Raw genomic sequence first — 26,784 nt, 5'->3', positions numbered from 1 at the left:
TTCCAAAGGGTTTTACCCAGTTGTTGCTGTTGTGTCATGATATATTATTATGCAAAAATTTCAGGTAATTGAAAACTATGTCTATCAAGAAAAGCTTTCAGTATCCTCGTAAATAATTCTTTATTATCCAGGTTCATCTCAACTGGCTGATAGATCGAGTATTTTCCATGACTTAGCAAGTTTAATGCTCGAGAGAAAAGTACTTCATCTTCAATACCATATATACATTTAGAAAATTCGTCATAGCCAAAAAAGGTAGAAGTCTTTTCCAGCACGCTACGCAACATGTTAAAATGATAGGTATTGACTTTACCCGTCTCAGATGCCTTCCAAAGATCACTCAACAAAGCAACGTGATGGAAAAATGGTGTATCGTCCGTCGCTCTCAGTATATAACCATCCGATCCATTCTTATGAAGAAAATGGCTTTTATGTGCAATGTTCCTAAGTTCATTATACATCACATTAAAAAACAACGCGTGATGAGAAGAAATAACGACTTTAAGCTTATCCTTTCCTCTTTTTAATAGCTGTGCCAAATCGCTAGCTACCGCAATAGCATTATTATCGTCAAGCGATGAAATCGGATCATCAATGTAAATATGCTTTACCCAGCCATACGATTCATCACCATCAATGGCTAACTCAGTAATAGCTAGAAAAATGCACCAGATAAATATATTTTCCTCTCCTCTGGAGACTTTGATATTTTCCTGAATTACATATTCGGGCTCCTCAGAATCCGGCCTGAATTTGTGGTTCTTAATCTGTTTCTTAAAAGCTATATTCCAATCAACGTAATTGATGGTGAAATTGAAATCTGCATACCTCTCTAGAAAACCGAATATTCGTTCATCAAGCGCAAGCTCCCTGAACCCTTCAAAAAACCTTGACTTTTGATTTATTATTAAATGCCTTTCAGAGTCGTTATCCAAATCATTATTCCAGTGAAAAAGATCTTCTGTATACGCATTATAATAAAGTGTGTCTGTAAGTGGATTTTTCTTACGCTTTTTTACTATATCCTTAAATTCCATAGAAAGGCGCGTCTTTCCGGTTCCATTGTAAGCATATAGCAAAACAAAATGGTGATCATTTAGATCGTCCCTTAATCGAACAGCGACACTTTTTAATGTCTTATATTTATATAATTTTTTTTCGCCGCTCATTATTCTTCAATAACTTTTGGAAATAAACCCTGCATCAAACCTCTTTTATACAACTTCAATTGCTCAACTTTTTCTACTTGCACAGTAATTGAATTATCCAAACTGGAAAGACATTCGGCTATCTTTTGTTGTTCCTTTGGTTTTGGTATTTGCAGAATAAATTCCCTTTGTGCTGTTATAGGAATTTGGTTTCTTGTAGATTGAGACATCACGCGTGTATATTGTCGGACAAATGATGGACTTGTCAAAGCAAACCTTAAAAAATCATTGATTAAATTCTTATTGTCACATCGGAAATATGTAGCTGTTGTACTTAGTATCACAAATGGAAAATCCGTATTTAACTTTGCCACCGGACCAACAGTCGCATTGTGTGCAAAAAGGATATCACCATCTTTGGCTACCCCTTTTTTAAACTTGTTGGCTTTAGATAAAGGAAGGTATTTGCATTTCGAAAAATCAATTATTCCACTAATAAAGTCATTGGCTGAAATATAAGGGATACCTTCTTTCGAAAATTCTTCGGCTTTGGGATATAATGCACCGTGATTGCCGTCAAGGTGACTAATTATTTTATTTTCATCAATTAGCTTTTGAATACTCTTCTCCACCCAATCCGCATCCCCCAAAAACTCCGGAAAACGATATTTCGGAACCGTTTCACCTTCTTGCGGGAAAAGGTTTTGCATCAAGCCTTTCTTATGTTCTTTTAAAACTTCTAATTTTTGGCTGTGGGCTGCAATTACTTCATCCAAGGAAGAAAGGCAAGAGGTGATCTTTTGTTGTTCCTTAGGATTTTTCGGAAATGAAATATTCACATTTGAAATTCTTCCGACTGAGATTCCTAAAACCTTTGCTCCTTGTGCTTCTCTTTGAATTTGTTTTCTAATACTATAAGTCTTAAATAAATGACCGCCAAAACCTGTTATCAATCTCCTTTCTTTCTGTCTTGCTAATAAAGTATGAAGACCGGGAAGAACCGCTTGGCCATTCAAATTAATTATTTCAATACTTTTACCAATGTCGTTTAGGTCTTCTGATGCATCTGCAAAAACCATATCTCCTTCTACGCAGAAACTTTCTTCCCTAATCTTTTCGATGGGAACATTTAGGTTAATATATGGTACTTTTTCCTTTAAAATATCAAAAAGAGTATTAAATCTTGTATGAATATCTCCGTAATGAATATTCTTAACTAATCCTTTGTCGTAATTTAAATTTTCTCTTGAAAAAGAATTGGTGACTTTAAAATCATAAATGTCTCCTACTGTTTTCTCGTCCCATTTCCCTTCATTCACAAACTCAGGAAAGCGCAATTCAGGTATTAATTTATTCGTATCGTTATTCATTTTCTTGTTGAGTGGCATTTAATTCGTTCAGGATCAAGGATTGCAATTCTGCTTTGGGCAACAAAAGCTGATACTCAGCTACGCCGATGGGTTTGTTAATGTCTTGCAAGGCTATTTCCACATCCAGGTGGTCTTTATCGGCACAGAGAATGATCCCAATGGATGGGTTTTCGTTTTCACCTTTTTCCAGGCGGTCGAGCAAAGAAAGGTAGAGATTCATTTTACCCACATACTCCGCTTTAAAACCACCAATTTTCAACTCTATCGCCACCAAAGAACGAAGGCCCCGGTGAAAGAAAAGCATGTCTACAAAATATTCTTTGTTGTTGTATTCCAGCCGGTATTGGTTTCCAATAAAGGAAAACCCTTTTCCTAACTCTAACACAAAAGCCCTGATTTTGGCTATCAACCTATTTTCTAATTCTAACTCTTTTACGGGTTCTGTAATACCCAAAAAACCCAGGTTGTAAGAACTTTTAAATACTTCATTGGCATAATCGGCGTGTGCCTTTGGGAGTGTCTGATCAAAGTTGTGTGTTTTAAACTGCCTTTGTGCCAGACTGTAACTGTCCATTTTGATTGCATTGAGCAGTAAATCGCGTGACCAACCTTTTTGAAGCGTTTCATTTACATAAAATTCAATCTGCGAATTGTCTTTAACTTTATTGATTAAGAGTAAGTTGTGTCCCCAAGGCAAAACTGCGACAGCTTGTCGCAGTTTTGTATCTGCCTGAGAATAATGCTCATAAAAGCGTTTCATATCCCAAAGGTTTCGCGGAGACAGACCCAAATCCGGAAACTCGCTTTTTAGGTCGATGGATAATTGTTGCACCACTCCACTGCCATAGCCTTCTTCCAATTGTTTTTCGGAAAGCAGTTTTCCCAAATTCCAATACACGGAGTTTGTGGTGCTGTTTACCTGCTTTGCAATCTGAATACGAGCCGTACGGATCTGGCTGATCGCCTGCTTCAATATATCTATATACTCCGCTTCTTGCAGCTGCGGTAGTTTTGGTTTGTCGTTACTCATAAGCTGCCAATCCTGATATTTCTCTTCCTTCGGCTATTTTTTTGAGTTGAGGCACAAGGTCTTCCATCAATGCCAGCTCTTTTACCCGGCGTGCTTTCCAGCTTAATTGTAGTGGTTCCAAAAGATCTGTGAGCTTTTCTCCATCAAAGATCATCCGGCTCATGATACTATCCACGAAACCTTTTAAATCTGCCGTTTGCAATCCGTGTTTTTGAGCGATACCGGCCAGTTCTTTGTCGTTTTTGTCAACTTTAAAAGTTTCATAACCCTTTCTTAATGTATCTACATCCTTTCCACTATTCCAGTCTAGCCCATTAATGTAGTCCGTTAAGTCCTCCTGCTCGTCCATCAAATTGGAATTAGCACCCAGCAAACTGATCACCTGCGCTTTGGTCATCTTCTGTCTGGATGGTTTTTTCTGCGTACTGTCGGCGATCAGATTCATGATGTAATCGTAGTCGATAATAGCAGAAGCAAAAAGCACAAATTCAAAATCCAGCTCCAATATTTCAGGCGGCACGTCGTCACCTCCTTTTTGTTGTATTTCTCTTAATTGCTTGGCGGTTTCTAAATAAGAGCTCCTAAACTCTTGTAATGAATTTTTTGGTAAAATAGCTTCAATTTTGGCCTGCTGTTCTTTGTCCAGATCGGTATATTGATCAAGCTGCGTTTTTAATTTTTGTACTTCCTTGAAGTTTTCCACGAAAGTAATTCGTGCAGCATCACCTTTCAGGTTATATACTTCCTGCGGTTCCTGCAACAAGTTGTGCTGCTTCATGAACCCACCAAGCTTTTCTACCGCCTCTTTGTATTTGTCGATGACAACTGTCGCTGGTTCCACAATCCATATTTCCTGTGCATCATCTTCGCTGCTTCTACCGGAGAAAAGCGCAATGGCCTTATTAACGGCATCTTGCTGAGAACGAAAATCCAGAATGTTTCCATATGGTTTTGTATCATTCAATACCCGATTGGTACGGGAGAATGCCTGGATCAAACCGTGGTATTTCAGATTTTTATCCACATACAGCGTATTCAGGTATTTGGAATCAAACCCTGTCAATAACATATCTACCACAATCGTGATATCAATTTTGTTTTTGTGCGGATAATCTTTGTTGCTGTACTTCTGGTCTTTGATCCGCCGCTGAACATCCTGATAATACAGATCAAACTCATTGATGTTATGATTCGTGCCGAATTGCTTGTTATAATCGGCAATGATCTCCATGAGTGCCTTTTTCTTCCCCTCCGGATCGGTTTGGTTATCCTGTTTTTCCTGCTGCAAATCATCCTGCAACTGCTTAATATCCTCCGCATTTTTCTGACTTTGTTTGTCTCCCTCTTTTGCTATCAATTGGGCAGGAGGAGAAAACACACAAGCGATATTAAGTGGCAGATATTCAGGATTTTCTTCGGATTTTTTCTTCTGAGTCTCTTTAAATAATTGATAATATTCAATCGCGTTATTGATAGAAGCCGTTGCCAATACTGCGTTGAAACGCCTGAAATTGGTTGCAGCAGTGTGTTTATCCAGAATAGCACCAACGACGGCCTGTTGTGCAACAGCTTCACCCGGTTTAGGAGTTTGCGTGCCTTGACCTTTGAAATAATCAATATGAAATTTTAGAACGTTCCGATCATCGATAGCATTCGTGATGGTGTAGGCGTGTAGTTCCTTTTCAAATATGTCTTTTGTTTCTTTATACTTAGCTTCTTCACCTGCTCTAACGATGTAAGATGCGTTTTCCTCAAATATAGGTGTACCTGTAAAACCAAACAACTGGGCATTTGGAAAAAATTCTTTAATCGCCTTATGATTATCACCAAACTGCGAACGGTGACATTCGTCAAAAATAAAAACCACGCGCTTCTGGCTTAATGGCTCCAAACGTTCTTTATAGTTTCTCCTATTGTTCTCATCCAGCGCCAAACCTAACTTTTGAATGGTTGTGACAATTACCTTATCAGAATAATCCGTGGATAACAAACGCCTTACCAATGTTTCGGTATTGGTGTTTTCTTCTACGCTGCCTTCCTGAAATTTGTTGAATTCCTCACGGGTTTGTCTGTCAAGATCCTTGCGATCAACAACAAAAAGGCATTTTTCAATATCAGGATTATCTTTTAATAAAGTAGAAGCTTTGAAAGAAGTTAAGGTTTTACCACTTCCCGTTGTGTGCCAGATATAACCGTTTCCTCTATTTTGGTGTATGCAGTCCACAATGGCTTTAACTGCATAAATCTGATATGGCCTCATAACAAGCAATTTCTGCTCGCTCTCCACCAGCACCATATATTTACTGATCATCTCACCAAGCGTACACTTGGTCAGGAATTTTTCAGCAAATTGATCAAGTCTGTTAATTTTTTGGTTGTCAATATCGGCTAGTTCGTAAACCGGTAAAAACTGCTCGTCGGCATTGAAAGCGAAATGCTGATTTCTATTGTTGGCAAAATAGAGCGTTCTACCTCCATTACTGACAATAAACAGCTGCATAAAACACAGGAAAGAGTTACCATATCCGTTGCCTGCATCATTTTTATAATCAACAATTTGCTGCATCGCCTTCCGATGCGAAATGTCTCCCTTCTTTAATTCAATCTGCACCAAAGGCAAACCATTAATCAACAAAATGACGTCAAAACGCTGATGGCTGTTTTCAGTATTAATGCGTAACTGACTGATAACTTCAAAATCATTTTTGCACCAGTCCTTGTTATTCACCAAAGTATAATGAAGCGGCGTACCGTCTTCGCGTTGAAAGTATTGTCTTTCCCGTAAAAGTTTAGAAGCAGCAAAAACATCCGTAGTGATGACTTCTTCTCTCAGGCGAAAAAATTCATTTTCGGTCAGCCTTACACGATTAAGTGCTTCAAATTTGGTTTTAAAATTCTGCTCAAGTGTTTTTCGATCAACGATGTCAGGGCGGTGAACATATTTAAGCTCCGTAAGTTGCTGGATCAGACTATCTTCTATTTGGCTTTCCTTACTCATTCAAATTGTGATGACAGATTTGGTCAAATTTAGCTTTTATATTGGTTAATCGTTTGAAGAGTTGGAAAAATGATTCTTTAAGTTTGACCTTCTACTTGCCGATACAAAACTTACTAAAAATATTATCCAGCAAATCATCCGTTACAATTGTCCCCGTTATTTCCCCCAAATGATACAGTGATAATCTGATATCCTGCGCCAGGAAATCACCCGTAACGCCCGTTGCCAACCCGTTTAAAACATCACTTAATGCATCCTGGGTTTTTAACAAATGTTCGTAGTGGCGAAGGTTGGTTACTACGGTATCGGTAGCGGCTTGTTTGTGTACTAACGAAACCAGTTTGTCGGTGAGTGTTTGAATCCCCTGATGGTTTTGTGCTGAAATGGAAATGATTTCGGGATTGGATTGTATTAATCTTTCGGCTGTGTCAGGATAAAGATCAATTTTGTTTATAACCCACAAAAGTTCTTTATCAGTCGAAAGCAATGTTCCTAACTGTTGGTTTTCCCTGAAGTTTTCTTCACTGTCAAACAGAAAAATTACAATATCGGCTTTTTCCATTGCACCTTTTGAGCGTTCAATTCCAATGGATTCTACCAGATCGGTCGTTTCCCGGATTCCTGCCGTGTCTATAAATCTGAATTTTAAACCATCCAGTATAATAGTATCTTCAATTACATCCCGCGTTGTTCCGGCTATGCTGGTTACAATCGCTTTTTCTTCATTCAGTAATGTATTGAGCAAGGTCGATTTTCCAACATTCGGGGAGCCAATGATGGCAACAGGAACACCGTCCTTAATCGCATTCCCGTAATCAAACGACTCGATCAAAGGCGCAATCGTTTGCTGAAGGGAACTGATTAATCGTTTCAAATCATCGCGTCCCGCAAATTCTACGTCTTCTTCACCAAAATCCAGTTCGAGCTCAATTAAGGATGCAAAATGGATCAGTTCTGTTCTTAATGAAGTCAGTTTTTTGGAAAAACCTCCTCTCAACTGGTTTAATGCCGTTTTATGGCTTGCTTCGGAATCTGCTGCGATCAGATCGGCGACGGCTTCGGCTTGTACGAGGTCAAATTGTCCGTTCAAAAATGCGCGTTGTGTAAATTCTCCCGGTCTGGCAATTCTTGCGCCGTTTCTAATAATTAATTTCAGTATCTGGCGAATGATATAATCTGATCCGTGGCAGGAAATTTCTACTGAATCTTCCTTTGTAAAGGACCTGGGTGTTTTAAAAACAGTTACCAGAACCTCGTCTATGATCTCATTTTCAGTATGAATGGTACCGAAATGTACAGTATGGCTTTCCGCACTTTCTAAATTTTTACCCTTAAAAATTGTATTGACCAGCGTTATGCATCCTAAACCAGATACACGTATAATGGCAATCGCTCCTACTCCCGACGGTGTTGCCAGGGCACAAATTACTTCCTGCTGATGGATTTGAGTTGTATTCATAGTGCAAAGATGGCACAGTCCAGACGTTATATTTTTAAATTTGCAGCTTAAAGTTTTTATAAATTATAAGGCTATAATATTGATTTGAAAACTACAATCATTCATAACCCTGTTTGTAAGTTAACCACATCTTTATACTTTCGCGCTTGTTCAATCCCACACGCTGAGGTTTTTATATTGATATAATGCACACTAATAATTTTCATTTCTTACGTTTTGTTGCAGCTGTACTCGTCATATTCGGTCATTCTTACCCACTTGCAGGTTTTGAGCAGGCGGATTATATTCAGGAAATAACAAGTGGTTTGTTTCCGTCTGCCCACATTGGTGTATGTATTTTCTTTTCTATCAGTGGGTATCTTATTGCAAAAAGTTTAGTGCAAAGTAAAAATTACTTTCATTTTTTCTGGAAGCGCCTGGTACGTATCATGCCCGGATTAATTGTAGCAGTACTATTTACCATTTTTGTCATCGGGCCGCTGGCTACAAGCCTTACCTTGTCCGAATATTTTACAAATCCTGCCACTTATGCCTATGCAAAGGTTATCAAGCTGTTTCCGGAATATAATGACAGCTTACCTGGTGTGTTCAAAACTTTGCCTTCCATGCTGATTAACGGTTCCTTATGGACTCTGGCTTACGAAGTTTCCTGTTATATGATTTCACTTGCTGCTTATATTGTTCTGGGCAAACGAATTAAATTTGCGGCTCTTTTTGTCTTTTTATCCTTATGGGGTTCGTTTTTCCTATGGCATGACTATCTGATAAATTATCACGTTCCGATCCGTTTCATTCATTTGAATTTATCAGATCTGCTTGATTTCGGTTTATACTTTTTGGCAGGAAGCCTGCTTTATTTTTTCAGCAATCTGGTCCAATACAATTGGATTCTGCTCATTTCGCTTTTTGCAGTCTTTATGCTGAGTTATTTTATGTCGTCCAAATGGGATATAATTCCCCTAAAAAGTATAGTATGGGTAAGATATATTTTCCTTCCCTACGCCATCATTTTCTTTGGATTTCAGAAAGGCCGGCTTAATCATTTTGGCAGTTCAGGTGATATTTCTTACGGCCTTTATATTTATTCATTTCCACTACAACAGCTCATTGTACTTTATTTTGGTGCCGGCAATATTTCAATAGCTGAAATGTTCCTGTATTCATTCGGGTTAACTTTACCATTCGCATGGTTTTCCTGGCGTTATGTTGAAGCACCTGGTCTGCGGTTAAAAAACATTATTAAATGATACTTAGATTTCTAAAAGGGCTCCTGCTCCTATTTTGCCTTTTATTTTTGTCAGTCTGTCAACAAAAAAATCAGCCGGATCCGATTGAAACGGTACCTGCAGACTCTTGTACCAGCTATCTGAATATTACAAATGGTGATACTATTACCAGATTAGACCAGCCCTCATTTTCGCTTCCCTCTGGTTTGTTGCCTTACGGCAGTAAAGTACATTTGCTAGCTGATTCCGGCTCCGTTGCAGGAATTTTTGAAGTAAGTATCGACAGTGGGAAAATATGGAAACCGGCAAAGTGTATTGTTGCGCTTAATTCCGGGGAAATATGGGGAAGGTCACGGTACAAAAATATTGTTTCAGCAGTCACAAAAGCGGTCTATTCCATTTATTATAAGCGAGTTATAATTTTTGGAAACAGTATTACCAAACATGCTCCTGCTCCCGCGATAGGCTGGTCAGGTGACTGGGGTATGGCAGCAAGCAGCGCCGAAAAGGATTATGTACATATCATAACAAAAGAATTGCAGCTTCTTAATTCCGGGGTTGAGATAAAAGTTGTTCAGGCAATAGATTTTGAGCAGAATTTCTGGCAATATGATTTTGCTAAATTACAGCCTTATGCAGATTTTGAGCCGGATCTGATCATCATGAGAATCGCTGAAAATACGAATCAAGACTATATTAATTTCTTTGAGGCCAGCTACGGCCAGTTTCTGGTTACGCTTACTTCAAAAACAACGCCAAAAGTAATTTGTACAACCAGCTTTTGGAAAAACCAGCAGGAAGTAAGCAGCAGGATAAGAAATGTAGCAAAATCGAAAAGCTATCTTGTTGCAGATCTGGAGCCTTATTCTAACGATAAAAGCCTTACAGCTTATAAATCTTTTACTGATGCAGGTGTTGGTATGCATCCTTCGGACAAAGGAATGCAGACAATTGCTGACTGTATCAGCAAGTATTTTTAACCTACATATCTTTCTAAGGCAGCCGGTTAAACCATTCCAGCCGTACTTTTGTTGACCTAACTTAGCGGTTACCTATTTTTTAACACTTGTCATTTACAATTTTGCTTACTGAAACATTACCCATCGTTACTACTCAACTTCCCCTGATGGAAGCCTTTTACACCTTACAGGGTGAAGGCCAGCATAGCGGTAAAGCAGCCTATTTTATCCGCCTTGGAGGCTGTGATGTGGGCTGTCACTGGTGTGATGTAAAAGAATCCTGGGATGCAGACATTCATCCCAAAACTTCATTGGATACTATTATAGCAGGTGCCTTGCAATATAAAGGCCGGTTGGCGGTGATAACGGGCGGAGAGCCTCTGATGTATAATCTGGATGAACTGACAAGCCGTTTACAGCATGCTGGTTTCCAGACGAATATTGAAACATCCGGTGTTTATCCGGTTACCGGGCATTGGAACTGGGTTTGTTTTTCTCCCAAGAAATTTAAAACGCCGCATACTGATATTTATACAGCCGCCAATGAGCTGAAAGCGATTATTTATAACAAAAGTGATTTTGCTTTTGCCGAAGAACATGCTGCATTAGTCAATGAAAACTGTACTTTATTATTACAGCCGGAATGGAGTAAGCACGAGCAAATGCTGCCTTTGATAATTGATTATATCAAAGACAATCCAAAATGGAAAATGTCGTTACAGACACACAAGTACATGAATATTCCATAATGCACCGCGCTTTACTGACTTTTCTAATAGGATTTTTTGTTTGTTTGCAGCCCGGTTTCGGGCAAAATGTGCCAGTGTCAAAAAAAGCACGGGAACTTTATGACAAAGCACAAAAAGCCTGGCAGGATCGTCAGCTGAATGAAGCGGCTGCATTGTTTGAAAAAGTTATTCAGGCAGAACCAGACCACGCAGAAAGCCATTTGCGTCTTGCCCAGATCTATGATCTTCAAAAAAATACAGATTTAGCCAAACTGCATTACGTCCGGCTTGTAGCCATTCAACCATCGGTCGCCCAGTCGGCTACTGCTTACCAGTGGCTTGGGCGTTATTTTTTTCAATTGGAAAAATATGATTCTGCATTGGTAAACTATCAAAAAGCGCTTTCCTTATTTCCACCAAAATCAAGTTTGGCACGGCTTGCTGAAAAATCAGTCAATTCTTCCAAGTTTGCCCGAAATGCAGTTAAAAGCCCTTTAAAAATTCAAAAGCATACATTGGGTGACACAGTAAATTTTTTACATTCACAATATTTCCCCGTATTAACCGCAGATGATGAAACACTGATATTCTCTGGTTTAACAGAAAACCGGGACGAAAATATTTACATCACTCACCGGAAGGGAAAAGGCTGGGACGTGCCGGAAGAAATTTCAAAAGAAATCAATACAATCAATAACGAAGGTACCTGCAGTGTGTCTGCCGATGGGCGGACGCTGGTTTTTACTGCCTGTAACCGTCAGGATGGTTATGGCAGCTGCGACCTTTACATTACCCGTAAAGAAGGGAAAGACTGGAGTACGCCGGTAAATATGGGCGAACCGATCAATACCAGGGACTGGGAATCCCAGCCGTCTTTGTCCGCTGACGGGCACATGCTTTACTTCGCTTCTGACCGTCGTGGCGGACAGGGAAAAAGAGATATTTGGGTTTCTTACCTGAACGGAAAAGGGAAATGGAACGAACCGAAAAATCTGGGACCAACTATTAATACTGCCGACGAAGAAAATGCACCATTTATTCATGCCAATGGAAGAACCTTATTCTACGCATCCAACGGTTTGCCAGGCATGGGAGGATTTGACATTTTTGTATCCCAACGCGCTGATACCACCTGGTCAGAACCAAAAAACATTGGCTACCCGATCAATACCATTTCGGAGCAGGTAGGACTTTATATAGCATCGGATGGCAAAAGAGCATTTTATTCAGACGACGACCAGTCGGATAATGGCCGGAGCCGTTCGTTACTTTATACTTTTGAACTACCTGATTCGCTTCAAAAAATGATTGTGCCGACCCGATATGCAAAGGGGAAAGTTTTTGATAAAAAAACAGGTAAAGCGTTGTCATCTGATATTGATCTTTACGATTTAAAATCACAGCATAAGGTTGCCACATTTACATCCGACAGCAAAACGGGCACTTTCCTGGCGGTACTGAACCGTGGAAGCGAATATGCTTTTTATGTGTCAAAAACAGGTTATTTATTTAAAAGCCTTTCCTTCAATGTTTCCGATTCTACTTCATCTGTTAACCTCGAAATTCCATTGGAAGCAATAGAAAAAGATCGTATTGAAGTTTTAAACAACATTTTTTTTAAAACTGGTGCCTACGATCTGGATGAAAAATCAAAGGTGGAACTGGATAAAATGGCCGATTTCATGAATCAGAATAAAAGCATTAAAATAGAAATATCAGGACATACGGATGATGTAGGTTCAGACAAGGAAAATCTTGAATTATCGAGAAGAAGGGCACAGTCGGTTCAGGATTATTTGCAGAAAACCGGAATATCTATTGAAAGAATTGTATCAAAAGGATATGGCGAAACAAAACCTGTAATAACCAACGATTCAGAACCAAATCGCCAGAAGAACAGGCGCATTGAATGGAAGATACAGTAATGAAATTTGCTAAATGAAGCTATTTTTCGCACTTTTGTCACCAAGTCTTTGTTGTATTTTACGAGTATGCGGACGTTTTTAACAAACATCCAAAAAGCAAAAAAGCTGAAAGCTGGTAGCTAAAAGCTTCATTTAAAATAACATTTAGTTATAAAATATCATGACATCCGAAAAAGTATCCTGTCTTATTATTGGCTCCGGCCCTGCCGGTTATACAGCCGCCATATATGCTGCCCGTGCGGGTTTGAACCCGGTTTTGTATCAGGGAGCACAACCTGGCGGACAATTAACAATCACCACAGAAGTTGACAATTATCCGGGTTATCCTGACGGGATCACTGGCCCGGAAATGATGATAAATTTTGAAAAACAATCAAAACGCTTTGGTACCGATGTTCGTTACGGACTCGCAACTGAAGTAGATTTCACATCATACCCACATAAAGTAATTATTGACGGGAAACATGAGATTACCGCAGATTCTGTAATTATCTCAACCGGTGCTTCTGCCAAATGGCTTGGACTTGAAGATGAAGAAAGATTAAACGGAAGAGGCGTATCTGCCTGTGCTGTCTGTGATGGTTTCTTCTTCCGCGGACAGGATGTGGTGGTGGTTGGTGCTGGCGATACCGCCGCCGAAGAAGCGAGTTATCTTGCAAAATTAGCGCGTAAAGTATACCTGCTGGTTCGCCGTGATGAAATGCGTGCTTCCAAGATCATGCAGAAACGTGTGGAAATGCTTCCGAATATTGAAATATTATGGAGTACTGAAACCGTAAAATTGAATGGAGAAGATGGTTTGGAAAGCGTATTGGTAAAAAACAGCAAAACCGGGGAAGAACGTACGCTGGAAGCTACCGGATTTTTCGTTGCCATTGGCCACAAACCGAATACGGATATTTTTAAAGGTTATATCAACATGGATGAAACCGGTTATATTCAAACCATTAAAGGTAGTTCATGTACCAATATAAAAGGGGTATTTGCCTGCGGTGATGCTCAGGATAATGTTTATCGCCAGGCAATTACAGCAGCAGGAACCGGTTGTATGGCAGCTTTGGATGCTGAACGCTTTTTGATGGAACGTGAAGTTGAAGAAATTATAGAAGTAACCGCATAAAGGAAATAATCCACTGAACTCAGAAATTTAAATCAAGCTGCACTGTAAATAAAATATACAGTGCAGCTTGATCTATTATTTATACTTATGAAAGGAAAGCTTATTGTTGGTTTGCTAATGATGTTGTGTTTGATATCCTGGGACACGCAAGCGCAAGAGCGGGGAAAATTTAAAAGGAATCCAAAAATTAACCAGTCCGGGGACAATGCAAACGAAGGGCCTACCAAAGCAGGAACTCCACAGCCTGAAGACGAATATCAGGTAGAAACTTCAAACTTAAAATTCCAGAATCAGTTCGAACCTGTCAAACCACTTAATCCGGTTGTAAGTGAAGATACCTCAAATATTGATGAAGGTGAAACAGAAGTGGTTGAGGTAGTAGACTCATTACTGGTAGCAGACGAATGGGTAAAAGCAGCCGAATATTATGTAATATGGGATGCACGCGCTATTAATCCATACGGCCTGAGCCCGCTGGAATTTGACGAACCCGTAGATCTTAAATTATTTGACGAAGCCGCGAACAGAATGTGGAGTGTGCCACTCAATCCAACACGTACAACTTCCAATTTTTCGTACCGATGGGGACGCTGGCATAATGGAACGGACCTGGACCTGGAAACGGGTGACAGTGTCCGGTCTACGTACGATGGTATGGTCAGGATTGTAGCCTTTGACGGCAGCGGTTATGGAAAATTTGTATTGGTTCGCCACTATAATGGCCTGGAAACGCTTTATGGACACATGTCAAAGCAACTCGTAGAATCCGGTCAGCTTGTAAGAGCGGGTGAAGTAATCGGGCTTGGAGGAAATACGGGGCGGAGTACAGGATCACATTTACATTATGAGAACCGTTACGAAGGAAATCCATTCGACTCCCGCCATATTTTTGACTGGGATAAAAAAGAAATAAAATCTGACCATTTTATGCTGACCAGTGAGGCCTGGAATCACTTGCGTGGCAAATCAACCAAAAGCGAATTTGAATCCGGCGATGCTGTACCGGTATCCTATAAACGTTCTATTTTGCATAAGGTACGTTCGGGTGATACTTTGTCATCCATTGCCGGCAAATACGGCGTTTCCATTTCGTCCATCGCTAAAAAGAACAGAATTTCTACGAGATCGACTTTGCGTCCCGGTCAGAAACTTCGCATTAAATAATTGAAACACCTTCCTATGAAATTAGATATTTTGGCCATCACCGCACATCCGGATGATGTGGAACTTTGCTGTTCCGGTACACTTTTAGCACAGATGGCTCTGGGTAAAAAAGTAGGGATCGTAGACCTGACAAGAGGAGAACTAGGTACAAGAGGAACGCCGGAAGGCAGAATACTTGAAGGTTTGGAAGCAGCAAGAATCCAGAATATTGCTATTCGTGAAAACGTAGGCTTGAAGGACGGTTTTTTTAAAAATGATGAAGAGTCCCAGAAAGCAATTATTCATTACATCCGAAAATACCAGCCCGATATTGTAATTACAAATAGTATTGACGACCGTCACCCGGATCATGGACGTGGCGCTCAGCTGGTTTCCGACAGCTGTTTTTATTCCGGGTTAAGGATGGTAGAAACACTCGATGAAAATGGACAGCCGCAGGAAGCATGGCGGCCCAAAAACGTATTTCATTCTGTTCAGGACCGGTATATCAAACCTGATTTTGTAGTAGATATCACCCCTTTCCATGATCAGAAACTTCAGGCGATCCGCGCTTTCAAAAGCCAGTTTCACATTCCTGAATACGATGCAACAAGCAATGAACCGCAAAGTTATATCTCATCTCCCGATTTTCTGGAATTTACCATAGCAAGAGCGCGGGAAATGGGACATTCGATTGGTGTAACTTTTGGAGAAGGTTTTACTACCTGCCGCAAACTGGGCGTAAAGGATTTATCAGTATTTCTCTAATTTATTTGTCGGTTTTGTTGTTAAAAAAGAAATGATTTTTGAATCAACTTTTGATCGCTTATTATCGTATATAAGTTAAATAAAACCAACAGACCATATGAAAAATAAAATAACCCTGCTGTTATGCGGCATGATCGGGATACTTCTCCAGAACTGCTACGGACAGCCGGCTTCTAAACCGGAAAACCAGAAAAAAAGCCCTGAATATTCCCATACTGATACTTCAAAAGTAAATGTTGGTAATAAAGACTGGCAAAAGATCCTGGCTCCGGAAGTTTATAACGTTGCGCGTTTAAAAGGAACAGAACGGCCATTTACCAGTGAATACGAGCATTCAAAAGAGGTTGGCACATTTTATTGTGCTGTTTGCGGAAATGCACTTTTCCGTAGTAATGCCAAATATGAAAGCGGCTGCGGATGGCCAAGTTTTTTTGAACCGATCAGTAAAAAATCCATTATTGAAGCGAGTGATAACAGTCTGGGAATGCGTCGTACGGAAGTAATGTGCGGCCGCTGCAAATCACATTTAGGGCACGTATTTGACGATGGCCCGCCGCCAACCGGTTTACGCTATTGTATCAACGGAGTAGTTCTGGATTTTGAAAAAGCGCAGACCGCAGAAAAAAAATACAACAAAAAGACAAAAGCCAACAGCGGAAGCTGATATAAAGAAACAAACAGGATTATAATTCCCGGATTAACAGTAACAAACTGTTAGTCCGGGAATTTTCATTTTTCAGGTATTTTACAATAAAATACAGACAAAAATTTAATGAATCCCGTGTACGCAAAACGTATATTCTTTTATTTAAATAATTCAATTCCAGACACATACTCCTGTTTTACATTACAATCAAAAAATAAATGAATTCAGGCGAACCTCTTATCAACAAATATAATTTGTTCTAATTCTAAATAATCTATATGTTTGTCACCGGTTTAGTATTAATCCAGATAATGATTGGAAATGCTGCACCGATAATCATCTCTAACAATTATTTATAAAAATCATGTTTTATCAAAATTTACGCATTCCTGCCCTACTCTTTGCATCAGTACTTTCATTAGGTATTTTTTCGTGCAGCGATGACGATGTAGCTCCCGATGTTGTACCTCCCGTAGTTGTCAACCTGCGTACTAAGATTGATTATGCTACGCTTACAGCAACGACGCCCTACTCGACTCCTTTTGTAGACGCAGCCGGTAAATCAACTGTTGATTTATCCAATGGAAACAATCGCTACAGGATGTTCCAGGCGTTGAATACCCTCATCAGTACTTCTATTCGTGATAATAAAGAAATTGACGCAGCTGTACTCAAAAACATGTTTGCCAATACAGGTAATGCTTTCGCGGATAGTACCAAACTGAATACTTCCGGGGTACAATTGCGGAATGTAGTAGCAACTTCATGGCCAGCAGCTGATGCAGAAGCAGTACGTGTGAGATTCGAAACATTGTTTACCGAAACAGCAGCTACAAGCAAATCGGTAACGGCAGTTGCTGAAAAAGGAAAAGCAGGGAAACTGGGAACTTACCTGGTGAATGCACAGGGTATTGAACCGATACAAATTATCCAGAAGTCGTTAATTGGCTCATTGGAATACGATTACATTGCCAATGTTTTATTGACAAAAGGTCTTGAGGCCGATAACAAAACAGTAGTTAGCGGAAAACTTTATACGCAGCTTGAACAAAACTGGGACGAAGCATATGGATTACTTACCTTAAATCCTGTTTATTTGACTGGTTCTACCAACGATGTGAGAGGAACTACCGAATTTGCTTTGGGTTCTTATGTTTGGGAATATAACAAAGCAGAATATGCTCAGATCTATCCTGCATTTTTGAAAGGCCGTGCAGCGATCGTGAACAACGATACAGCTGAATTAAAAAAGCAAGCTGACTTTATCAAAGCAGCATTTGAAAAAGCAATTGCAGCAGCAGCAGTTGGTTATCTGGGCAAATGGGGAAATGGTGCTACGGATGCAATAAAAGCACATGCAATTGGAGAAGGCCTTGGCTTTATTTATTCTCTTCGCTTTCTGACGATCAATGGTGGAACACCTGCTTTCTCTGATCAGATCCTTCTTGGGCTGGTTGGTTCTGAAAACGGTTTCTGGGATTTGACTCCAACAAAAATTACAACAGCTTCTGACGCCATCAAAGCGAAATTCAAGTTGTAAATCTTCGTTCTTATTATAAAATTAAAGTGGGCTGGCGGCAATCATATTGCAACCGGCCCACTATTATCATTTAAGTGATGACTAAAAAACTCTGGAAAAAAGCAGGCATTTTCCTCCTCGCAGGACTATCAGCCTGGGCATGTTCGGACAGTGAAACCAATGTAACCCAACCTGATCTGAATAAGGACCGCAAGGCCGTACTTACTAACCTGGCCGACAATGTTATTATCCCGTCGTACGCCAATTTTAAAACTAAGTTTGATGTGATGCTGGCCAAATCCCAGGCTTTCACTGCCAAACCTGATATTACAACACTCACCGAATTCCGCAGCGCCTGGGTAGCTGCATACATCGAATGGCAAAAATCCGAGCTGTTTGATTTTGGCCCGGGAGCCAGGAATGCAATCCGAAATTATTATAATATTTATCCTGCCAATGTTCAGGGAATTATTGCCTATATCAACAATCCTTCTGAAAATCTTGAAGTAACTGCTTCGTATGACAAGCAGGGATTTCCGGCACTCGATTATATGCTAAACGGAGTTGGCAAAACGGATGCAGAAATTATCACCTGGTATACATCCGCATCGGATGGTTCCAAACGCCTTGCTTACTTAACGCGCATTACCGGGCACATGGATCATCTGATTCAAAATGTAATAACTGAATGGAACGGAAATTACCATGAAGACTTTATTACTAAAACCGGAACGGATACTGGTTCTCCCATGGGTGAGCTGGTGAATGGCTACATTTTACATTATGAAAGATATATCCGTTCGGGTAAAATCGGCATTCCTTCGGGGGCTATGTTAAATGGTGTTGCAGCCGCTGAAAAAGTAGAAGGATTTTATAAAAAAGATATTTCTCAAAGTCTTGCACAGGCTGCTCATCAGGCTGTTGTTGATTTCTTTAATGGTAAAAACTTGAAAACCGGAGTTAACGGGCCTTCCCTGAAAAGTTATCTGGATGGCTTGGGAGCAAAAGACAGCAGTACTGGTACCACGCTCAGCGATATGATCAATACGCAATTTGACGCAAGCAAAAAGAAGGTTGATGCTTTAAATCCAAACTTTTATGAAGAGGTTTTGACCAATAACCAGGCCATGAAAGATACTTATACCGAAATGCAAAAAGCTGTCCGGATGCTGAAAGTTGACATGACTTCTGCGATGAGCATTACCATTACATACACAGACAACGACGGAGATTAATCAAAAAGCTGTTGGCTCATAGCTTTTTGCAATGAGCTTTGGCTGATAGCCTTGTGGCCTATGCCCTATTTACAAAAATACACTTCTGCCGCACCGCTTGCTGTATTCCGGATCCTGTTTGGATTTATGATACTGGCCAGTATAATACGCTTTTGGAACAAAGGCTGGATAGAAGAGCTGTACATTAAACCTCTGCATTTTTTCCCTTACTACGGATTTGAATTTGTAAAACCATTGGGTGAAAATACTTACTTGCTATTTGCAATTTGCGGAATATGCGCACTTCTTGTAGCGTTGGGTTTTTTATATCGCTGGGCAGCAGCCGGTTTATTTTTGAGTTTTACTTACATTGAGCTCATTGACAAATCCACTTATTTAAATCATTACTATTTTGTAAGCCTGATTTGTTTTCTGCTCATTTTCCTGCCTGCGCATGTCTGTTTTTCAGTAGATAGTTTCAGAAAAAAAACATTAAGGTCTGATAAAATTCCGGCATGGTGCATTGATTCTATCCGGCTGATGGTTTGTATTTTATATTTCTATGCAGGGCTGGCCAAACTGAACAGTGACTGGCTCTTACTCGCTTTACCTTTGAAAATATGGCTGCCAGCGAGAAACGACATGCCTGTGATCGGATCTTTATTTAATTCCTTCTGGGTTCCATTTGTATTCAGCTGGTTTGGCTGCCTGTATGATTTAAGCATCGGGTTCTTACTATGGAACAGGAAAACCAGGCCATTTGCTTATGCGACTGTTGTCTTATTTCACTTGCTTACTGCGCTTTTGTTTCCAATCGGTATGTTTCCTTATGTAATGATTGTCACGGCGCTGATCTTCTTTTCAGGACGATTCCATCAGAACCTGATCACTGCAATAGGCTCTGCTTTTCAGTTTGAACCTAATTTTTTAAGACCGGCAAAAAACTATGTTTTTTCTCCCATTTCGGCCCTCGTCCTGCACTCCGGTTTGGTGTTATTTTTTACAATCCAGCTTTTATTCCCGTTTCGGTACCTGTTATATCCTGATGAGCTTTTCTGGACCGAGGAGGGTTATCGCTTTTCATGGCGGGTTATGCTCATGGAAAAAGCAGGTTATGCACAGTTCACCGTAAGAGATGATCGCGGAAAGCAGGAAATAATTAATAATAACAATTTCCTTACCACTTTGCAGGAGAAAATGGTGAGTACGCAGCCGGATATGCTTTTGCAATATGCGCATATCCTTCACGATTATTATGAACAAAAAGGTTATAATAAACCACAGATCTATGTGGATTCGTATGTTGCTCTTAACGGCCGGATAGGAAAACCAATTGTTCGTTCCAATACTAACCTTGCCGAAGAGACTGATTCTTTCTGGCATAAAACATGGATTATCCCCTTCAACGATGAAATTAAAGGTTTCTAGTGTTTTTATATTTGCGTGCCTGTTTTCCGTAACAGCATTTGCCCAATTTAGTTTATCAGGAAAAATTATTTCAAGGCATGACACGTCTGGTGTAAGTGGAAGTACTGTTTATCTAAATAAAAATTTAAGTGTAATTACTGATGAAGAAGGGCTATTTACATTTCCTGATTTACCAAACGGAACTTACCATCTTCAAACGGATTACAACGGATACAAATCGCAAAAGCATAAAATACTAATTGCAGGATCAAATGTTTATACCGTTGTGCAGGTGGAAACGATGGATGGGACATTGGAGGAAATAACTGTAAAAGAGAAACAGACCGATTTTGGTTTTTCAAGATTAAGAGGCGTTGAAAACCTTGGAATTTACGAAGGCAAAAAATCAGAAGTGATAACACCCGAACAGCTTGTGGCCAACCTGTCAACGAACAATGCACGACAAATTTATTCAAGAGTGGCCGGGCTTAATATCTGGGAAAATGAAGGTGGTGGTTTACAGCTCAGCATTGGTGGCCGCGGACTTGACCCAAACCGGACTTCCAATTTTAATGTGCGCCAAAACGGTTATGATATCAGTGCAGATGCGTTGGGTTATCCCGAAAGTTATTACACGCCGCCTGTTGAAGCAGTGGAAAAAATACAAATCGTACGGGGTGCAGCATCACTGCAATACGGTACACAATTTGGCGGGCTCATCAATTTCATCATGCGAAAACCCGTTCAAAATAAAAATATAGAAGTAGCCGCGCGACAAACCGCAGGATCTTTCGGTTTTTATAATGCTTTGACAAGCGTGAGCGGAACGGTCGGAAAACTGAGTTATTATTCGTTTTTTCAGTATAAAAAAGCAAATGGCTGGCGGAAGAACTCGCACTTTGACAGCTATACTTTTTATACAGATCTGGATTATCAACTAACAGAAAAAACTTCTGTCGGACTGGATGTAACACATATGCATTATTTGTCGCAGCAACCCGGCGGACTTTCAGACGCCATGTTTAAAGAAAATCCAAGACAAACGAACCGGGAAAGAAACTGGTTTCAGGTGGGCTGGAATCTGTTCGCTTTACATTTTGACCATAAATTCAACACAACGAGCGAATTCAATCTGAGAGTATTTGGTCTGTCGGCGCATCGTTATTCACTGGGTTTCCGCCCCAACCGTGTGGCAACAATTGACGATGGCAGCGCAAGGGACCTGATCAAAGGACAATTCAATAACTGGGGTGCCGAAGCCAGGTATATGAAACGTTATAATCTTGCAAAAATACCTTCGGTGCTTTTAATAGGAAGCCGGTATTATTATGGATACAACCACAGCCTGCAAGGAGAAGGCACAACGGGAAAAGATGCTGATTTTACATTTGTACAACCTGAAAAATTCATCACTTACGACTACCGCTTTCCAAACAGGAATGTCTCTGCGTTTGCAGAAAATATAATTTATGTAAATGACCAATTTTCAATAACGCCAGGCGTAAGGTTTGAATACATCAATACAACAGCTGATGGCTTTTACGGAAACATATCCCGTGATCTTGCAGGCAATGTTATTAATATTTCTCATACCGATGAGTCACGAAAAAACTCCAGGCAATTCGTTCTGGCCGGTGTCGGGTTTAGCTATAAACCGGTAATAAAATTCGATTTGTATGCCAATATTTCTCAGAATTACCGCTCGATTACTTTTAGCGATATGCGCATTTCAAATCCGTCTTCGGTTATTGATCCCAATATGAAAGATGAAAAAGGTTATTCGATAGACCTTGGAATTCGTAGCCACCAAACTTCATTCTACAATTACGATATAAGTTTGTTCTATCTAAATTATAACAACCGTATTGGTGAAGTACAGTTTTATGATGAAAGCAACCGTGTTTTAAGATTGAGAAGTAATGTCGGACAGGCAGTTATAATGGGACTGGAGTCTTATGCAGAAGCCGATTTACTGCGTATCAATAATTCGGAAAGTAAGGATCTGAGCGGTGTGTTATTCGGGAACTTTGCATTTATCAAATCGGAATACAAAAAGAGCGAAATTCCGGGTGTACAGGAAAATCAAGTTGAATTTGTCCCAAAGATAAATCTTAAAACCGGACTTCGCCTGGGTTACAAAAAGTTGAAAGGCTCTTTCCAGTTTACCTATCTCACCGATCAGTTTTCGGATGCAACCAATGCGCGGGATGGAGGAATATCTTCTGTTGTCGGAATTATACCTTCCTATAAAATTATGGATCTGAGTTTTTCTTACGAATGGAAAAAAATCAAAGCAGAAGCCAGTATCAATAACCTCGGAAATGAAATGTACTTTACCCGGCGTGCAACCGGATATCCGGGGCCAGGGATTTTGCCTTCAGACGGAAGAGGCTATTACTTGACTCTACAGGTAAAGTTATAGAAGTTGTTTTCAACCGTTTTATTTTAACATCCAAAGTTGGACAGCCCGGAACTATGGTAATAAAACCTTAGTTGCGGTAATAAAAACAAGCATCAGATTAGTCTTCCTTCTTTTTAAATCTTCCTAATGCAAAGCCCAAATGAAAGCCTGTTGACACACTGGGAATGATTTGGGGATCGTTGTTATTAGCATTTATCCACCAGTCCCATCCATTATCAAAATCAACATTTCCGACACCTTTTGTCAGCGTTCTTATTCGAGCTTTTCGTAGCCCAAAGCCAACAAATAAATCTAGAGAAGTTCGGTTGGAAAAGTAAAACTGCCATCCGATTTTTGCATGCAGGGCGTTAACAAATTTGCCCTGCTTTACATTTTTATACGAAAAATAGGAACATCCGCCGTTATCTACACAGTCCATACCTACCCATTTGGTTTCCTGCCTTACTACTCTTTTAAATAAATATTCTCCCGCAAGATAGGATCGGAATCTGGGTTTTGCGTAAAAATAATATCTGAGCTGAGTCCTGGATTTTATGGTACCAATATCAGGACGGTTCTCATAATCAGCATACCAGACATTAAAACCGGAATGGCCATAACCGATATCCTGCTGAATAGTAAATTTATCATTTACCGGCACTTCTAATCCCAACTGCACCGTGTTATCAATATCAAACAGACTAAGCGGGGACCATTTCAGTATAATATGATTTTTGGATTCATCAGGATCTATCTGAGCATGAGAAAAATGAAATACCAGCAGAAAAATAAAAAGCAATGATATGCGACAATTCATAATACCGGTATTTTACTCAACAGTTCAACATTGTCATCTTCGTCGTACAAGTACTGAAAAAGTCCTTTGGCTCCTGTAATAATTAACCGGTTATTTTTTACAATTACATCATAAGAAGCAAGATCAGTAAAATGATGCTTGATGACAGGCAATTGTGGATCGCTGATATCCAAAACCTTAAATCCGTTATCACCCTCACAAACGAATAATCTTTTTCCTGACACACCCAGTCCGTAAGGTGATTGCATACTTTGGGAATTAATAAGCTGAGGATTTCCGGGATTGCTGATATCCACAACATCCAGTGAGCTTTGTGCAACCCAGTTTCTGCAAACGACTCCTCCGCGTAAAGTGACATAGGCGTAATTCCCCTGAACTACGACCGGGTCACAAGACTGGACATGTGTATATTTTGTCAGCAATGTTGGATTATCAGGTGTCAGATTATTGTAAATGTACATGCCATCCGTAGCACCGATAAACAAGTGGTTTTTGTATGGAAAAATGGTCTCAATCCCTACATTTATATTTTTTGTTACTGCTTTTACAGGATTGCCGCCATTGGCAATATTATATACTTCCAGGCTTTGCCTGGATACAATATATAAGGTGTTACCGGTTATGGCAAAACGAGCCATGGAGCCTCCTAAGCCGGTTTGCGGACTGACCGCAGAATCTGAACTGCTATCACAACTGGTTATCAGGATTATTAAACCAATAAAGGCAATGCCTATGAATAAGAAGGGAGTAATTTTTTTCATTTCAATACAGATTTAGAAGCTTAATTTAAACTGAAATCTTACTGTATATTTATCTGTAACACTTCGGCCTTACCGACATGGGAACCTTCTCCCAACCAACAATAATGCCCGATTTCGAATCGGCGCATTCAAAGTAAACATTCTGAAAAGGAGGATAATTATTTACGGGAATGGCATTGGCAATACGCTTATTCAGCCTGGGAGCTTTGGGATTACTAATATCAAAGACTAAAAGGTCAGAAACATTGTCGGCATACAGCCAGTTGTCCTTTGCTGCAATATCGTAATTACCCAAAATGGAAATAAAAGCCATATTTTTCGGATTTTTCGGATCAGAATTATCTATAATATGAACTCCTTTTCCCCTTTCATTCACAAAAATGTAAGGATCTAAAAGATATATTTTCCCCGGATCTGCCAAGGCAAGTGCATCAGTGATTTTTACTTCGCTGAGCTCGGCAGCAGTTGCATATACTGGAATGTAACCGGTACCATCGAAGCTGATGCCGTTAATTGGTTCGTCACCGTTATCTGTCAGGCATGACAGCAGACAAACTACAAGAAGCAGAGGAAATATAAGATTCTTCATTGTATCCCGTTTTTTTAATTAGGACACAACGTGATACAAATTAGTTGTAACTGAAATTAATTAAATTTTAATCCGCTAGGATACTATTTACAGTTCAGATGTAAATACTGTAAAATCAAGAGTTTTCAGCATTCGTTTGAATTCAGGCTGGTAATCTGCTTCAATGTGGATTGGTTTCTGTGTAACCGGATGATTAAATTCCAGTTCTATAGCATGTAACAACATGGTGTCCATGTCCAGCTGCTCTTTGAAGTATTTATTTTGTTTATTACAGCCATGAGGTCGGTCTGCAATGATCGGATGAAAAATATGCGCCATGTGTTTTCGAAGCTGGTGCATTCTTCCCGTCGACGGAGTAAGCTCCACCAATGAAAAACGTGAAGTAGGATGTTTGCCAATTTGCAGAGGAACTTCTGTTTTTCGAAGTGTTTTTAAAGCTGTGAATGCTTCCTGCACTACGCCGTCATCCCGTTTTAATGGATAATCTATTTCCATGGAATCTTCGGTAAAACCCCGGACAATCGCATGGTACTTCTTTTTTACCAGGCCCTCCGCAAACTGCTGCTGCATGAGGCTGTTAAGTTCTTCGCTTAACGCAAATAATAAAATACCTCCTGTTTTACGGTCAAGCCTGTGTACCGGATGGACCTTTTTCCCAAGCTGATCACGTAGTATCTGAACAGCAAACTGATTCGTATCTGCTGCGATAGACGTTTTGTGTACCAATAATCCGTGTGGTTTATTAATCGCAACCAGGTCAGCATCCTGATAAAGTATTTCGAGTAATGGATCTGCTGTCAAAAAACTGTATTAAAAAATGGAGATTTCATTACTGTTTTTAGAAGTCAGAACAGCATACGAATTGGGTTTGATCCCTAAGAGATAAGGAAACATTTTAAGGATAAAATGCTTGATCTTGGTAATGTAAAATCCCTTTCGGTTATTCTTAAAGGTTGGATTTAATACTTCGTCCGGATACAGATAGCAGATGTCGTTTTTAATATCAAAATTTTCTGATTTTAATAAAAAACGAAATAGCCCTGGTGTATAAATATTGATATGACCATAAGCTAAAAAATGTTTCAGCTTCCTATCTACATAAAATGAAAAGTCGATAGGTACTTCAAAGATCTGGTATTTGGACACTCTTTTTATTTCCCTGAGCAAAACCCTTTCGTGTTCCACATGTTCCATAACGTGCGAACATATAACCAGATCAAAATGATCATCAGCGAAAGGAATTTTATACCCGTCAAAAAGCAGGATTTCTTTTAAATTTTCGATCTGCTTTTGTTTGATCATTTCGATACCGCTCTCCGAAATTTCCACACAGTTAAGATCCGTTGAAAAATTCCATTTTGAAAGCCAGTTTAGTATGCTTCCCTCTCCTGCTCCAACTTCGAGAACATTTTTAAAACTAATATTTTTAGAAAGCGCTACAATATTAAGTGCTTTATATTTCGCACCTGTATTACGCCATTCCACAGAATCCGCGTCGTACTGGCTGGAATAGGATTCTTTAATATTTTCAGATATCTGCATTATAATTAGCTTGG

General features: G+C 39.7%; 22 protein-coding genes. 12 read left to right on the top strand and 10 right to left on the bottom strand.

Features of this window, described 5'->3' with window-relative positions:
- Positions 1 to 47 precede the first annotated feature (47 nt).
- From KZC02_RS26200 to mnmE, 5 genes are all read right to left on the bottom strand, one after another.
- Positions 48 to 1,169, bottom strand: coding sequence for an AAA family ATPase (locus KZC02_RS26200; RefSeq protein WP_221391361.1), 1,122 nt, complete (start codon positions 1,167 to 1,169; stop codon positions 48 to 50).
- Complete coding sequence (locus KZC02_RS26195; protein WP_221391360.1) at positions 1,169 to 2,518, bottom strand: restriction endonuclease subunit S; 1,350 nt, start codon at positions 2,516 to 2,518, stop codon at positions 1,169 to 1,171. Before KZC02_RS26195 ends, KZC02_RS26200 begins: the two co-directional genes overlap by 1 nt.
- Positions 2,511 to 3,548, bottom strand: a complete 1,038-nt coding sequence (locus tag KZC02_RS26190) for a YhcG family protein (protein WP_221391359.1) — start codon at positions 3,546 to 3,548, stop codon at positions 2,511 to 2,513. The genes KZC02_RS26195 and KZC02_RS26190 overlap by 8 nt, the downstream gene beginning before the upstream one ends.
- Positions 3,541 to 6,546, bottom strand: coding sequence for a type I restriction endonuclease subunit R (locus KZC02_RS26185; protein WP_221391358.1), 3,006 nt, complete (start codon positions 6,544 to 6,546; stop codon positions 3,541 to 3,543). The genes KZC02_RS26190 and KZC02_RS26185 overlap by 8 nt, the downstream gene beginning before the upstream one ends.
- Before the next feature lie 91 nt (positions 6,547 to 6,637).
- Positions 6,638 to 8,005, bottom strand: a complete 1,368-nt coding sequence (mnmE, locus tag KZC02_RS26180; RefSeq protein ID WP_221391357.1) for a tRNA uridine-5-carboxymethylaminomethyl(34) synthesis GTPase MnmE — start codon at positions 8,003 to 8,005, stop codon at positions 6,638 to 6,640.
- Positions 8,006 to 8,190: 185 nt separating this feature from the next.
- Between mnmE and KZC02_RS26175 the strand changes: the two genes are divergently transcribed.
- The 12 genes from KZC02_RS26175 to KZC02_RS26120 all read left to right on the top strand — a co-directional run bounded on the left by KZC02_RS26175 (position 8,191) and on the right by KZC02_RS26120 (position 23,082).
- Entirely contained in the window at positions 8,191 to 9,252 is a 1,062-nt protein-coding gene (locus KZC02_RS26175; protein ID WP_221391356.1) for an acyltransferase, read from the top strand.
- Between the two features lie 47 nt (positions 9,253 to 9,299).
- Entirely contained in the window at positions 9,300 to 10,211 is a 912-nt protein-coding gene (locus tag KZC02_RS26170) for a hypothetical protein (RefSeq protein WP_221391355.1), read from the top strand.
- Between the two features lie 146 nt (positions 10,212 to 10,357).
- Positions 10,358 to 10,939: a 7-carboxy-7-deazaguanine synthase QueE gene (locus KZC02_RS26165; RefSeq protein ID WP_221395199.1), complete on the top strand. Its 582-nt coding sequence runs from the start codon at positions 10,358 to 10,360 to the stop codon at positions 10,937 to 10,939.
- Positions 10,894 to 12,843 carry an OmpA family protein gene (locus KZC02_RS26160; RefSeq protein ID WP_229253818.1) on the top strand — a complete coding sequence of 650 codons (1,950 nt, stop codon included), beginning with the start codon at positions 10,894 to 10,896 and terminating at the stop codon, positions 12,841 to 12,843. The genes KZC02_RS26165 and KZC02_RS26160 overlap by 46 nt, the downstream gene beginning before the upstream one ends.
- Before the next feature lie 160 nt (positions 12,844 to 13,003).
- The gene (gene trxB, locus KZC02_RS26155; RefSeq protein ID WP_221391354.1) at positions 13,004 to 13,963 is read left to right on the top strand and encodes a thioredoxin-disulfide reductase; all 960 of its coding nucleotides are present in this window, start codon (positions 13,004 to 13,006) and stop codon (positions 13,961 to 13,963) included.
- Positions 13,964 to 14,050: 87 nt separating this feature from the next.
- Complete coding sequence (locus KZC02_RS26150; RefSeq protein WP_221391353.1) at positions 14,051 to 15,127, top strand: M23 family metallopeptidase; 1,077 nt, start codon at positions 14,051 to 14,053, stop codon at positions 15,125 to 15,127.
- A gap of 15 nt (positions 15,128 to 15,142) precedes the next feature.
- A complete protein-coding gene (bshB1, locus tag KZC02_RS26145; RefSeq protein ID WP_221391352.1) occupies positions 15,143 to 15,874 on the top strand; it encodes a bacillithiol biosynthesis deacetylase BshB1 in 732 nt (243 codons plus the stop codon).
- Between the two features lie 97 nt (positions 15,875 to 15,971).
- Complete coding sequence (gene msrB / locus KZC02_RS26140; RefSeq protein WP_221391351.1) at positions 15,972 to 16,538, top strand: peptide-methionine (R)-S-oxide reductase MsrB; 567 nt, start codon at positions 15,972 to 15,974, stop codon at positions 16,536 to 16,538.
- Positions 16,539 to 16,884: 346 nt separating this feature from the next.
- Complete coding sequence (locus KZC02_RS26135; protein ID WP_221391350.1) at positions 16,885 to 18,060, top strand: DUF4856 domain-containing protein; 1,176 nt, start codon at positions 16,885 to 16,887, stop codon at positions 18,058 to 18,060.
- 77 nt (positions 18,061 to 18,137) lie between these two features.
- A complete protein-coding gene (locus tag KZC02_RS26130) occupies positions 18,138 to 19,274 on the top strand; it encodes an imelysin family protein (RefSeq protein WP_221391349.1) in 1,137 nt (378 codons plus the stop codon).
- 60 nt (positions 19,275 to 19,334) lie between these two features.
- Entirely contained in the window at positions 19,335 to 20,681 is a 1,347-nt protein-coding gene (locus tag KZC02_RS26125) for an HTTM domain-containing protein (protein ID WP_221391348.1), read from the top strand.
- The gene (locus KZC02_RS26120) at positions 20,662 to 23,082 is read left to right on the top strand and encodes a TonB-dependent receptor domain-containing protein (RefSeq protein ID WP_221391347.1); all 2,421 of its coding nucleotides are present in this window, start codon (positions 20,662 to 20,664) and stop codon (positions 23,080 to 23,082) included. The genes KZC02_RS26125 and KZC02_RS26120 overlap by 20 nt, the downstream gene beginning before the upstream one ends.
- 97 nt (positions 23,083 to 23,179) lie before the next feature.
- Here the strand turns inward: KZC02_RS26120 and KZC02_RS26115 are convergent, their stop codons facing one another.
- The 5 genes from KZC02_RS26115 to KZC02_RS26095 form a co-directional block, all read right to left on the bottom strand.
- On the bottom strand, positions 23,180 to 23,878 hold the full coding sequence (locus KZC02_RS26115; protein ID WP_221391346.1) for a DUF3575 domain-containing protein: 699 nt from the start codon (positions 23,876 to 23,878) through the stop codon (positions 23,180 to 23,182).
- Positions 23,875 to 24,639, bottom strand: coding sequence for an LVIVD repeat-containing protein (locus KZC02_RS26110; RefSeq protein WP_221391345.1), 765 nt, complete (start codon positions 24,637 to 24,639; stop codon positions 23,875 to 23,877). The genes KZC02_RS26115 and KZC02_RS26110 overlap by 4 nt, the downstream gene beginning before the upstream one ends.
- 49 nt (positions 24,640 to 24,688) lie before the next feature.
- The gene (locus KZC02_RS26105; protein WP_221391344.1) at positions 24,689 to 25,228 is read right to left on the bottom strand and encodes a hypothetical protein; all 540 of its coding nucleotides are present in this window, start codon (positions 25,226 to 25,228) and stop codon (positions 24,689 to 24,691) included.
- Positions 25,229 to 25,315: 87 nt separating this feature from the next.
- Entirely contained in the window at positions 25,316 to 26,029 is a 714-nt protein-coding gene (locus tag KZC02_RS26100) for a pseudouridine synthase (protein ID WP_221391343.1), read from the bottom strand.
- 9 nt (positions 26,030 to 26,038) lie between these two features.
- Positions 26,039 to 26,770, bottom strand: coding sequence for a class I SAM-dependent methyltransferase (locus KZC02_RS26095; protein WP_221391342.1), 732 nt, complete (start codon positions 26,768 to 26,770; stop codon positions 26,039 to 26,041).
- Positions 26,771 to 26,784: the final 14 nt, after the last annotated feature.

Source organism: Dyadobacter sp. NIV53 (genome assembly GCF_019711195.1).
GTDB lineage: Bacteria > Bacteroidota > Bacteroidia > Cytophagales > Spirosomataceae > Dyadobacter.
Note: the sequence above shows the minus strand (reverse complement) of the source record. Positions and strands in the feature narration are given on the sequence as shown.